Here is an 11,730-nt window from a genome sequence, read left to right on the forward strand (position 1 = left end):
CAGCCGCTCGGAGTCCAAGAGCTGTGCATACGGACCCAGCTCCGCCCCACGCGCAACCTCAATCGCTGACCTACCCGCAGCGGCCCCTGCCGAGGCCAGCTGTTGGACCCAGCGCAGATACCCTTCCACCACGTCGAACACCTCGGGGCCCGACACCGGGCCGTGACCGGGGACCACGGTGACGGCTCCGAGGCTGCGCAGTTCGGCAAGCACCTGCAGAGAACCGGCCACCGAACCCATCAGGCAGAACGGCGTCACGCCGGCCATCACCAGGTCACCGGTGAACAGCACTTTTTGGTCCGGCAGCCAGACAACGGTGTCGTTGGAGGTGTGGGCCGGGCCGAAGTGGAGCAGCTCCGCCCGGATACCACCCACATGGAGAGTGAGCCGGTCCTGGAACGTCAGCTGCGGCGGTGCCAGCTCGATGTCCCCCCACACGACATCGGGCCACAGCCCCGTCAGGTGCAACCCCGCCGCAATCATCTCCGTACGAGTGCGCTCATGACCGATAATGAGAGCCTCAGGGAAAAGGAAATTGCCGAAGGCGTGGTCACCGTGGAAGTGCGTGTTGACCAGCGCCCGGGGGGCGGCGGAGTTGAGCCGGAGCGCGGCCTGCCGCAGCTGCCGGGCGCGGGACTCGGTCGCCGCGGTGTCGACCAGGACGCTCTCTCCTTGGGAGACGATGATGCCCGCGTTGTTCAGACACCACCCACCGTCCGGCTGGATGAAGGCGTGAACGCCCTCGGCCACCTCGGTCACCTCGGTCACCTGGGAGGCGGACACCTTCTTGCGGACCATCGACGGCACGGCCGGGCTCCTCACACGGTCACGGTCACCAGCTACGGGCGGAGCACAACGGGTGCAGTCCAGCGACCGGTCGGCAGCAGGATCCGTCACAGCGCGTGCACAGCGCTTTCCGCATGCTTCTTCGCCAGAATCAAAGTGGCCACACTGTTGCGGCCCAGAGCCTGGCGCACATACGAGCGGGCCTGCGCGATGTCCGCGCCCTGACCCAGCACCTGCTCGATGGCCTCCTCCCGGAGCACCACACTGTGCTGCGAGAAAACGGTGACACCGGTTTCGTCCGGCACGATCGACCACTCGCCGGTGTGCGCAGACATCAACGCCGGCGTCGTCGTCTGCTTGTAGACGATGCGTCCCGCATGCGGGAAGCACACCCGTACCGACTCGGTGGTGTGCACCGAACCGTCTGGCGTACGCGTATCCATCGACATCACCTGCACACCCGGCTCGTCCTCGACCAGGTCCAGGCGGTCGACGTGCGGAACCAGCTCAGGCCAGTCGGCCGCCCGGTAGAGGAAGTCGAAGACGAGCTCCACCGGGCCGTTGATGCGCACCGAGTCCTCGAAAGACAGCACCAGGTCGTCCAGCTTCGCCCAGCGCTCCGCGAGGGCCTTGAGGCTCTTGAGCTCCGAACGGCTGTTAGTGTCCGTGGCCTGCTCGACCCAGTCGAGGTCCTCATCCCGCCCGGAGGCCACCGTGAAGTCGTGCAGCAGAGTCAACCGGCAACGCTCGGCGCCCAGCGATTCCACGATCCAGGTGCCGCCCATCGACGCCAGCGGAGCCGCGACGATCTCCTGACGGAACTCCACGCGCCGCAGCTCCGGGTCCAGCTTCCGGCGCGAGGTCCATGACTTCACCGCTCCGTTGGCGGTCGCCCACATCCGCAGCCGCTCGTTGACGCCGTCGAAGTCCAGTCGCTCGACGTGCACACTGGGCGGGAAGTACAGCGGCCACAGCACCGTGTCCGCGATCAGCCCATAGACCACGCCCGCAGGCGCGTCCACCTCGATATCGTGCGCTGTCCGGCGCACACCCTCGTCCGACATCACAACACCTTCGCTTCGTACAGGTGCCCCGCACACCGCGGTGGCACGGGGGATCAGTAGTTGCCCAGCCCACCGCAGACATTGAGCGCCTGCGCCGTGATCGAGGCCGCCGACTCCTCCGTCAGATAACCGACCAGGCCGGCCACCTCCCGCGGCGTGGAGTAACGTCCCAGCGGGATCTTCGCCTCGAACTGCTCCAGCACGCTCTCCTCGCTGGTGTCCCAGGCAGCGGCGTAACCCTGACGGACGCGGGCGGCCATCGGGGTCTCGACGTAGCCGGGGCAGACGGCGTTGACGGTGACGCCGGAGGGCGCCAGTTCCCGGCCCAGGGCCTTGGTGAATCCGACGACGGCATGCTTGGAGGCGGAGTACGGAGCGCCGAGGACGACGCCCTGCTTGCCGGCGGTAGAAGCGATGTTGATGATCCGGCCGTAGCCGGCGTCGGCCAGGCCGCCGTTGTTGAGGACCTCTCGGGTCAGCAGGAAGACGCTGTGAAGATTGGTGGCGATGACGTCGTGCCACAGCTCATCGGAGATCTTGGCAGTGGGCCCACCGCCGCTGCGGCCCGCATTGTTGACGAGGACGTTGATCGGGCCGAACTCCCCCACAGCAGCAGCCACCAGCGCGGCGACCGACTCGCGGGAGCGCACGTCGGCTACGGCGCCCGCTACGTCGAGGCCCTCCTCGCGCAGCTCCCGCACCGTCTGCTCGACCCGTTCGGCGTCACGTGCGCACAGGAAGACCCGGTGGCCGCGGCGGCCCAGGTCACGGGCGACGGCCAGGCCGATGCCGCTCGTACCGCCAGTCACCAGGGCAACGGGGTTGGTCGGTGTCGTCATGGTCGTAGCCCTTCAGTGCGACGGTGTCGTCTTGACCGTGTCGCGATCGGCTTGAGAAGTACCTGAAACCACCTCGACGCCAGGTCGGGGCCGGGCGGCCGGTGGGGTGGGCGAGGGTGCGGCGCGCAGGTGGACGGGGGCCAGGGCACGCTCCAGCTCTCCAGTGGTGAGCGGGTTACCTCGCGCGGCGAGGTAACCGTCCGGCCTGACCAACAGCCAGCCGCCGGGACGCAGGCCCAGCGCCGAACGCAGCCGGCCGGCCGGGTCGGGCAGCCCGCCGAGGGCGTCCTGGCCCGTGGCACCGATGGTCCGCACGGACAGCCACGGGCCGTACCGCTCGGCAGCCGCGTGCGCGGCTGGCTCCGGACCGCCCTCAGGACCGTGACCGCCCGCCGCGAGCAGCAACGACCACCGGGGATCGCGCAACTCCTCGCGCAACGCCCGGCACCCGGGATCATCGTCGTCGTGTGCGCCGGCCACAGTGACCCGTTCGCCGGGCGCAGGCGCGGTCTCCAAGGCGGGAGTGACGAGGTTGACCGGCCCCAGGGGGGCGAGGTGTTCGACGGGCTCCGTCGCGGTCAGCGGGCTGTGGTGGTACTCCAGCAGAAGGCCGGACATGCCGCCGAGCACCTTGCGCTGAAGGGCACGTCGCAAAGGCGGCAGCCGCCGTACACCCGCGGAGACGACGGGCAGCGCCGCGGACGCGAGCAGGTTCTTCAGCTGCACCAGGAAGGTGGCGGTGCGAGTCGATCCCAGCAGCCGCTCGCCGACCGGGACCCGTTCGATGCCGTAGCTGGCCAGCAGCTCCGGCCCGGCATGGCCCTGTTCGACCATGGCCAGCTTCCAGGCGAGGTTGTACGCCTCCTGGATACCGGTGTTCATTCCCTGGCCGGAGGCGGGGCCGTGGACGTGGGCCGCGTCCCCCGCCACGAAGCAGCGGCCCCGGCCCATCGCCGGAACCATGCGCTGCTGGAAGGTGAACACCGAGGTCCACTCCGGTTCGCCGACCTCCACCTCACGGCCGAGCGCTGCGCCGAGTGCGGCCGAGAACCGGCGGGCGATCTCCTGATCGTCGACGGCCGTGGCCGGCGGAGCGGTGTCCAGCAACCGCCAGTGCCCCGCGCGGGCATAAGGCACCATCATCAGAGCCCGACCGCCGGTGTGCGCCCAGTAGATGGAGTCGGGCGGCAGATCACAGCGCACCGGCGCGTCGGCGAGCATCCAGGTTTCGCCGGCGCCTCCCCTCAGCGGCAGACCGAGCCGGGAGCGGACCGTGCTGTGCCCGCCGTCGCAGCCGACCAGCCAGGCCGTACGGCAGATCTCCTCACCACCATGCGCCGTGGCCAGCCGGGCGCGCACCTCCTGGCCGTCGTGTTCCAGACCGGTCAGGCGCACACCCCACTCGATCTCCACGCCCTGTCGCGCAACCGCCTCACGCAGCACGGCCTCGGTCGCGGTCTGCTCGATCAGGACGGTGTAGGGGTAGCGGGTGGGCATCGACGTGTAGTCGGCCTCCAGCCGCATCAGCCGACGGCCGCCCGCGTACATCGTGAACGCCCGGTTCTTGCGGCCGTGCCGGAGTACTCCGTCGACCGCTCCCATCTGGTCCAGCGTTTCGAGGGTGCGCGGGTGGACGGCCACCGCCCGGCTGGTGCGGGCCGGGCCCTCGGCCGCGTCGATCAACCGCACCCGAAGGCCCCGGCGGGCGAGTTCGTGGGCCGCGGTCAGGCCGACCGGGCCCGCTCCGACTACGAGGACCTGCGGGCCCGGCTGTTCAGACACCGGTCACCGCCACCGCCGAAGCAGGCTGCATCCGCAGACCACCGGAGATCGCCTGGGCGGTGTCATCGTGCACGGGCAGCTTGTTGACGAATGTCGCCAATATCGCCAGTACCGCCAGTGCCGCCAATACCGCCAACGTCGCCATGGTCTCAGCTCCTGTGTTCGGGTGTGGTGGTGTGTGTGTGGGGGGGGTGGTGTCGCGGGTTCACCCGGCCGCTTGTGTCGTCGCGCGGGAACCCAGCCAGCGGCGCAGTTCCCCGCGTTGTGGCTTGCCGGTGGGGGTGCGGGGAACGGCGTCCAGGGCATCGGCGCTGCGGATGCGTTCGAAGGGTGCCAGGCGGGTGTTGGCGGTCGCGACGACGGCATCGAGCGTGTGGGGTACGTTCTTGGCAGCCGGGTCGCGCAGCACGATCCCGGCCCACACGACGGCCCCGTGCACCGCGTCGGGCTGGCCGACGACCACGCATTCGGCCACCCGTGGGTCCTCGGCGACGACGCGTTCCACGGCGGTCGGCGAAACGAGTTCGTTGTCGTACTTGAAGACGTCGCCCAGGCGGTCCGTGAGGAACAGCACCCCGTCCTGGTTGACGTGGCCGATGTCCCCGGTGGAGAACCAGCCGTCGGCATCGATGCCGGTCGCCTGCTGTTCGTCGAGGTATCCGGCCATCAGCTGGGGTCCGCGCACCTGTACTTCGCCGGGCTCCCCCTGCCGGACCGGCTGGCGGGTCTCCAGGTGCACCAGGCGGCATTCGGTCCCGGCGAGAGCCGGCCCGACGGAACCGGGCACGGGGTGCTCCGGCAGCTGGTTATGGGTGAGCGGGGCCAGTTCGGCCATGCCGTAGCCCTGGATGACCGGGACCCGCAGCTTCTGGCTCAGGGTGTGGGCGGCGGACGGGGACAGCGCGGTGCCGCCGGACATGACGGCGGTCAGCCGTGGTCCGGCGGGGACGCCTGCCAGGGGGCCCGACAGCCGATCGTCGGCGGCCAGACGGTGCAGGCGGGCGGGCAGCCCGTAGTAATGGGTCGCCTCCACCTCCGCGGCCAGGGCCAGCGAGCGCACCGGGTCGGGGTCGGCGCACAGCACCTGGGCGGCTCCCGCGTACACCGCCGAGTTGAGATGCATCACGTGGTAGAGAGGCAGGTGGTTGAGGGTCACCGAGTCACTGCCGAGGCGGTGGGCCAGGGCGATCTGTGCCGCGTTCGCCACCAGATTGCGGTGGGTGAGCCGGACGCCCTTGGAGAGGCCGGTGGTGCCGGTGGTGAACTGGATGCAGGCGATGGCTTCGAGGTCGGCGCGTCCCGCACCGAGCCCTGCCGGGCGGTCACGGTAGGGCCGAAGAGCCGTGCTCAGCGGCACGGTACCCGGGGGAGCGGCACTGTCGTGCGCGTCGGTGACGACGATGGTGCGCAGCTTCGGCAGCTCATGGCGGATGGCGGTGAGCGGCTCGGCGGTCGCCGCAGGGACGAAGGCCACTTCGATGCCCGCTGCGGTGAAGACATGCCGCAGACCGTCCTTGCTGATCAGCGGGTTGACCAGGACGACGGTGTTGCCGCTGCGGCTGGTGCCGTAGTAGGAGCAGGCGAAGGCGATGTCGAGGGAGTTGGCCACACCGATCGCCGCGCCGCGCCGCCCGACCTCGTGATCCAGGTAGGCGGCGAGGGCATCGGCGCGGCCGTCCAGCTCGGCGTAGCAGACCGACTCCGCCTCGGTGCGGATCGCCAGGCCCCCCGGGTCGCGTACCGCGGCCCGGCGCAGCAGTGCGTCCAGCGGCAGTTCCGGGTACGTGAACCTCGGCACGGCTGGCTCCTTACGGCGTACGGTGTGGCGCCCGCAGTGGCGGAACGGCTCTCCACCCTCGGCCCGGGCGCTCGAACCTCGTTTGACGGCGGCTGGAACGTCGGCCGGGGGACGCTATGGCGGTATGGACGAGCGGTGGACTGCGGCCGTCACCTCAGCCAGACCCGGCACCGGACCTCAGGCAGGACCTGCACCGGCCGGACGAGTCGCCGGGCCGGCTGCGGGCACGCACATGTCGGTGAGCGGCTCCTGCGGGTGCTCAGACAGCGGCCTTGGCGGACAGCGCGCGGTTGACCAAGGCGAGGTACTGGCGCGGGGTCTCCACCTCGTCGAGGGCCTCCTCGCTCAGCAGCACGTCGTATTCGCGCTCGATGTAGCCGGTGGCCTGCAGGAGGGCGAGCGAGTCGTAGTCCAGCTCGACGAACGGGACGTCAACGACGTCGCCGTCCAGGTCGACTCCCTCGCCCTCTCCCGCGCACGCGCGCAGCAGGGCAGTCAGGTCAGCCAGCTCGAATTCGTTCACGGTTCTTCTCCTTTGTCTCATTGGCGGGCAGGTTGCCCGGGTGAGCGCGGTGTTGCCGCGGCGCTGACCACAGGGCGGGGCGGTGGCGTCAGGCCACGGCACGCACCACCATGGCCGCGTTGAATCCGCCGCGTCCGCGCGCGAGCACCAGCGCGGTCCGCAGCCGCTGTCCGGCCCGGGGGGTGTCGATCACCAGGTCCACGGGGCAGTCCGGCGCGGCGCGGCGGGTCCCGGTCGTCGGGGGGATCACCTGGTCGCGCAGCGAGAGCAGGGCGGCCGCCAGGTCCAGGGAGGCGCCGCCCGCGGCGAGCCGCCCCGTCATCGTCTTGGGGGCGGTGACGGGCACCGCGTACGGCCCGAACAGGTCCCTGATCGCCTCGGCTTCGGCCCGGTCCGCGGCTCGCTCGCCGGCGGCGTCGGCGAAGACCACATCGACGTCGTCAGGGCGCACGCCGGCGTCGTCCAGGGCGAGTTCGGCGGCCGCGCCCAGCCGGGGAGCGCCCGGCGTGCCGGGGGCGGGGTCGAAGGTGGCCGCGTACCCCGCGATGGTGCCGTACACCCGGGCCCCGCGGGCTCGCGCCGCCTCGGCGTCCTCCAGCACCAGCAACGCGCCGCCCTCCCCCGCCACATGGCCGCTGGCCTCGGAGGAGAAGGGCAGGTAGGCGTGGTCCGGGTCCTGCCGGGTGCTCAGCGACCCCTCGGCCAGATGGGCCGCCCAGCCCCAGGGGCACAGGGTGGAGTCGACGCCCCCGGTGACCATCAAAGCGGCTCCCTTGCGCACCCGGCGGCGGGCCTGGGCGACCGCGTCCAGACCGCCGGCCTGCTCGGACACCACGACGTTGCTGCTGCCGCGCAGCCCGTGCCGGATGGAGATCTGGCCGGCGTTCACGGCGTAGAACCACGCGAATGCCTGGTAGGCGCTGACGTGCTTGGCGCCCTTGCTCCACAGCGCCTCCAGCTCGCGCTGGCCGAACTCGAAGCCGCCCGCGGAGCTGGCCGTGGCCACGCCCGCGGCGTAGTCGGGCAGGGTCTGCGGGTCGATTCCCGCGTCGTCCAGCGCCTCCTGGGCGGCCGCGAGCGAGAGGCGGGTCACCCGGTCGGTCTGCGGGAGCAGCCTGCTCGGTATGTGGTCCGCGTCGACGAAGCCGGACACCTCGCCGGCCAGGCGCACCGGGTAGCCGCTGGGGTCGAAGAGCGTGATGGGTCCGATGCCGCTGTGTCCGCGCAGTACGGCGTCCCACCATGCCCGGGTTCCCAGGCCGTTGGGGGCGGCTACGCCGATGCCGGTGACGACGGCCCGTGCGGTGTGCTCACCGGGCCGTCCGCTGCCCGTTGCCGGTGCGGTGGGTGTGCGGGTGCCGGTCATGCCGCCTCCTTGAGGCGCGGTCGGGTCAGGACCATCGCGCTCTGGAATCCGCCGAAGCCGCTGCCGACGCTGAGCACGGTGTCGGTGCGCTGCTCGCGGGCGGTGATCGGGGTGTAGTCCAGGTCGCAGGCGGGGTCGGGTTGGTGAAGGTTGGCCGTGGGCGGCACGGTGTTGTGCTCGATGGCCAGGGCGCTGGCGGCCACCTCCAGCGAGCCGATCGCGCCGAGCGAGTGCCCGATCATCGACTTGATGGAGCTGATGGGCACGTCGTAGGCGTGCGCGCCCAGGCTGCGCTTGAAGGCGGCGGTCTCGTGCCGGTCGTTCTGCTTGGTGCCGGAGCCGTGGGCGTTGACGTAGTCGACGGCGGTGGGGGCGAGGTGGGCCTCGTCGAGGGCGACCCGGATGGCCTCGGCCATCTCCGCGCCGTCCGAGCGCAGTCCCGTCATGTGGTAGGCGTTGCTGCGCGAGGCGAAACCGGCGATCTCGGCGTAGACGTGGGCGCCGCGGCGCCGCGCGTGCTCGAACTCCTCCAGTACGAGCACGGCCGAGCCCTCCCCCAGGACGAATCCGTTGCGGGTCCGGTCGAAGGGGCGGGAGGCGGTTGCGGGGTCGTCGTTGCGCGGCGAGGTGGCCTTGATGGCGTCGAAGCAGGCCATCGTGATCGGGGAGATCGGCGCCTCGGTGGCGCCCGCGACCATGACCTCGGCGCTGCCCTCGCGCACCAGGTCGGCGGCGTGTCCGAGGGAGTCCAGGCCGGAGGTGCAGCCGGTGGAGATCAGGGAGACCGGGCCCAGCGCCCCGGTGGCGCGGGCCACTTCGGCGGCCATCGAGCTCGGCACGAAGTAGTCGAACAGGTGCGGCGCGGCCCGGGTGTGGTCGACGTGCCACTTGCTTCCGCGCTCGCTGACGGCCCCGTATTCGGTGTCCAGGCCCATGGTGCAGCCGACCGCGGAACCGAGTGAGACCCCGGTGCGCTGCGGATCCAGCGCTCCGGCCAGCCCACTGTCCTGGAGCGCTTCCCTGGCGCTGACGAGCGCGAACTGAGCGGCGCGGTCGAGCCGTTCGGCCTCCTGCCGGGTGAACCCGTGCTCGGCCGGGTCGAAATCCACCTCGGCCGCGATGCGGGAGCGGAGGTCATCGGCGTCGAAGAGGGTGATGCCGCGGGTGGCGGTCCGCCCCGCCGTGAGCAGTGACCAGAACTTCCCGGTGCCCACACCGCCGGGTGCGACCACCCCGATCCCGGTGATGACGACGCGCCTCATCGGCTGTGCCTCACAGTTGTCCTCCTCATGCCGCGGCCGGTTTGCGGTCCGGGCGCCGATCGTCGGGCCGCGCGGGCACAGGCCCGGGGCGCGGTGGGGTACGCCGCACGACGCGGCAGGCGCGCGCGAGGAGCGCCGGCAGCTCCCGGCCGCGTACGAAGAAGTGGTCTCCGGCGATGGTGCGGGTGGTGATCCGGCCCGTGGTCCAGCGGCGCCATCCCGCGGCCTCGTCGGGGCCGACGACGTGGTCGTGGCTGCCGGTGACCGTCAGCAGCGGCATCCGCAGCCGTGCGCCGGCGGATTCCCTCAGTGCGGCCGCGCGCAGGTCGCGGGCCAGTCTGAGGTCGTCCCGCAGGACGGGCAGCACCGCCCGCCGCCACAGCCCTCCGGGCTCGACGGCCGATGCGGCGACCTTGTGCAGACCGCCGATCCCGTCGATCAGCCGCAGGAGTTCGTCGTCGGGACGGTCCGCCGCGCGCACCAGCTCGGAGCCGGCGTCGGGGGGCGCGCACGCACCGATCGCGACCAGCGCGGGAGTGGTCTGCCCGGCCTCCTGCAGGGCACGTGCCACGGTGTAGGCCACCAGGCCGCCCAGGCTGTGCCCGTAGAGCACGTACGGGCCGGCCGGGCGGTGCGCGAAGTGCGGGAGCACATCGGCCAGCAGCGCGTCCTTGTCGGTCACTCGCGCTTCACGGCGCCGGCTCTCCCGACCGGGCAGCAGCACGGGCACCAGGTCGACGTCCGGGCCGAGCAGCGGCCGCCAGCGGCGCATGGACGACGTCCCGGCTCCCGCGTGTGCGAAGCAGTACAGCGTCACGGTGTGGCCGTTGGTCATGTCCTCCCCCGTACTGCCGAACGCACAGGTCAGCAGGTCAGCGCGTTGGATCTGAGCCTGGCCCATGGGCCTAGAGCGCGGCTCGACGTCCGGAAGGCCGCGCGGGTTCGCCCGGCAGACCGGGGTCGTCAGGCCGCGTACAGGTCGAAGGTCGACGTACGGCGCGCACCGGCCACGACGTCCAGCGCGGGATCGACGGTGAGCATCGCCTGGTGCACTCGCTGCAGCTGCGGCGAGGGCTCGACCCCCAACTCTTCGATCAGGCGCACCCGCAGTCTGCGATAGATGTCCAGTGCGGTGGCCTGCCGGCCGGAGCGGTACAGCGCCACCATGGCCTGTGCATGGAACCCCTCGTGCTGCGGATGACGCGCGATCAGGTCGGTCAGTTCGGCTATCAGTTCAGCGTGCCGGCCCAGCCGCAGGTCGGCGTCGATCCGGCGCTCCAAGGTGCCCAGGCGGCTCTCCTCCAGCCGCATCACCTCGATCTCCAGGATGGGGCCGACCCGTACGTCCACGAGGGCGGGTCCGCGCCACAGAGCCAGCGCCTGCCGGAACGAGGAGGCCGCCTGCTCATCGTCACCGCTGTCCAGCGCACGCTGTCCCGTTGCCGCCACGCGCTCGTATTCGTGCGCGTCCACGCTCTCCTGCGGGATCTGGAACACATAGCCGCCGTGCCGGGTGGCGAGCACGTCCTTGGCGCTGCCCACCGCACTCGGCCCCATCGCCGTGCCCAGTCTCTTGCGTAGCTGGAGAATGTACGTCTGCAAGGTCGTCAGCGCGCTTTGCGGCAATTCCGTTCCCCAGATCTCCTCCATCAGCAAGGGAACCGGCAGAACCCGTCCTGGATACAGCGCCAGCAGGGACAGAATCTGCCGCGGCTTTCCCGCAGTCGGAACGATCGATCCGCCATCGAGCTCGGCGCTCAAGGGACCCAAGACCTGAATCTCCATGGCTTACTCCACACCCCTTCGAGTTGCATTCCGCTGCCGTGCCTTAACCGCCAGAACCATAGCCCCACACGGATCACCTGCGCCTTTTCTCAAGCGCGCGTCAAGCTCGTCTCCAACCGTGTTCTTGCACCACACCACCGTTTCGCAACTCCACCCCGACCAGATGTACATGCAGAATTCTGACTGGACGGATGGTTGTTTTTGGGCGAGCCGACCGGGCTGGTCAGGGCCTCGTCCGGCGTGTGCGGGGAATGGCCTGCCGGGTCCGTATCGGAAGGCATGCGTACGGAATTCCATCGCGCGACAGTGGCGCGCCGGAACATGATTCCCTAGCCACCTTAAGAAAACCCGGTCCGCTTTTTTGCGCAGTCCGCGCGCTCGTCGGCGAGCTTCCGCCGCAGTGGATTACTGGGGCGGGTTGCCGTGCTTACGGGCGGGCAGGTCCGCGTGCTTGGTGCGCAGCATGTCGAGGGCGCGGATGAGGGTGTGGCGGGTGTCGGTGGGGTCGATGACGTCGTCGACCAG

The 11,730-nt window shown here is 70.8% G+C and carries 12 protein-coding genes; all 12 read right to left on the bottom strand.

Features of this window, described 5'->3' with window-relative positions; translation table 11 throughout:
• Positions 1-798 (bottom strand): MBL fold metallo-hydrolase (locus tag ACWD6P_RS36090; RefSeq protein WP_451448461.1); only part of this gene is annotated, 798 nt, incomplete at its 3' end.
• Positions 799-893: 95 nt separating this feature from the next.
• Positions 894-1,850, bottom strand: coding sequence for an aromatase/cyclase (locus tag ACWD6P_RS36095; RefSeq protein WP_451448451.1), 957 nt, complete (start codon positions 1,848-1,850; stop codon positions 894-896).
• 53 nt (positions 1,851-1,903) lie between these two features.
• On the bottom strand, positions 1,904-2,689 hold the full coding sequence (locus ACWD6P_RS36100; RefSeq protein ID WP_451448452.1) for an SDR family NAD(P)-dependent oxidoreductase: 786 nt from the start codon (positions 2,687-2,689) through the stop codon (positions 1,904-1,906).
• 12 nt (positions 2,690-2,701) lie between these two features.
• Positions 2,702-4,471, bottom strand: a complete 1,770-nt coding sequence (locus ACWD6P_RS36105) for an FAD-dependent oxidoreductase (RefSeq protein ID WP_451448453.1) — start codon at positions 4,469-4,471, stop codon at positions 2,702-2,704.
• Positions 4,464-4,616: a hypothetical protein gene (locus ACWD6P_RS36110; protein ID WP_451448454.1), complete on the bottom strand. Its 153-nt coding sequence runs from the start codon at positions 4,614-4,616 to the stop codon at positions 4,464-4,466. The genes ACWD6P_RS36105 and ACWD6P_RS36110 overlap by 8 nt, the downstream gene beginning before the upstream one ends.
• Before the next feature lie 60 nt (positions 4,617-4,676).
• Positions 4,677-6,269, bottom strand: coding sequence for a class I adenylate-forming enzyme family protein (locus ACWD6P_RS36115; protein ID WP_451448455.1), 1,593 nt, complete (start codon positions 6,267-6,269; stop codon positions 4,677-4,679).
• A 259-nt stretch (positions 6,270-6,528) separates the two neighbouring features.
• Entirely contained in the window at positions 6,529-6,792 is a 264-nt protein-coding gene (locus ACWD6P_RS36120) for a phosphopantetheine-binding protein (protein WP_451448456.1), read from the bottom strand.
• An 88-nt stretch (positions 6,793-6,880) separates the two neighbouring features.
• Positions 6,881-8,158, bottom strand: a complete 1,278-nt coding sequence (locus ACWD6P_RS36125) for a ketosynthase chain-length factor (RefSeq protein WP_451448457.1) — start codon at positions 8,156-8,158, stop codon at positions 6,881-6,883.
• The gene (locus ACWD6P_RS36130) at positions 8,155-9,420 is read right to left on the bottom strand and encodes a beta-ketoacyl-[acyl-carrier-protein] synthase family protein (RefSeq protein WP_451448458.1); all 1,266 of its coding nucleotides are present in this window, start codon (positions 9,418-9,420) and stop codon (positions 8,155-8,157) included. Before ACWD6P_RS36130 ends, ACWD6P_RS36125 begins: the two co-directional genes overlap by 4 nt.
• Positions 9,421-9,445: 25 nt before the next feature.
• Positions 9,446-10,321 carry a thioesterase II family protein gene (locus tag ACWD6P_RS36135; RefSeq protein ID WP_451448459.1) on the bottom strand — a complete coding sequence of 292 codons (876 nt, stop codon included), beginning with the start codon at positions 10,319-10,321 and terminating at the stop codon, positions 9,446-9,448.
• Between the two features lie 62 nt (positions 10,322-10,383).
• On the bottom strand, positions 10,384-11,205 hold the full coding sequence (locus ACWD6P_RS36140; RefSeq protein ID WP_451448460.1) for an AfsR/SARP family transcriptional regulator: 822 nt from the start codon (positions 11,203-11,205) through the stop codon (positions 10,384-10,386).
• A gap of 405 nt (positions 11,206-11,610) precedes the next feature.
• Positions 11,611-11,730: carboxyl transferase domain-containing protein (locus tag ACWD6P_RS36145; RefSeq protein WP_451448462.1), on the bottom strand; the 120-nt coding region annotated here is incomplete at its 5' end.

Source organism: Streptomyces sp. NPDC002446 (assembly GCF_053595675.1).

What these genes read in the sequence shown, in the direction of transcription:
- ACWD6P_RS36125 (WP_451448457.1), bottom strand. Translation starts at nt 8,158, where the DNA reads ATGACCGGCACCCGCACACCCACCGCACCGGCAACGGGCAGCGGACGG.
- ACWD6P_RS36140 (WP_451448460.1), bottom strand. Translation starts at nt 11,205, where the DNA reads ATGGAGATTCAGGTCTTGGGTCCCTTGAGCGCCGAGCTCGATGGCGGA.
- ACWD6P_RS36130 (WP_451448458.1), bottom strand. Translation starts at nt 9,420, where the DNA reads ATGAGGCGCGTCGTCATCACCGGGATCGGGGTGGTCGCACCCGGCGGT.
- ACWD6P_RS36095 (WP_451448451.1), bottom strand. Translation starts at nt 1,850, where the DNA reads ATGTCGGACGAGGGTGTGCGCCGGACAGCGCACGATATCGAGGTGGAC.
- ACWD6P_RS36100 (WP_451448452.1), bottom strand. Translation starts at nt 2,689, where the DNA reads ATGACGACACCGACCAACCCCGTTGCCCTGGTGACTGGCGGTACGAGC.
- ACWD6P_RS36135 (WP_451448459.1), bottom strand. Translation starts at nt 10,321, where the DNA reads ATGGGCCAGGCTCAGATCCAACGCGCTGACCTGCTGACCTGTGCGTTC.
- ACWD6P_RS36110 (WP_451448454.1), bottom strand. Translation starts at nt 4,616, where the DNA reads ATGGCGACGTTGGCGGTATTGGCGGCACTGGCGGTACTGGCGATATTG.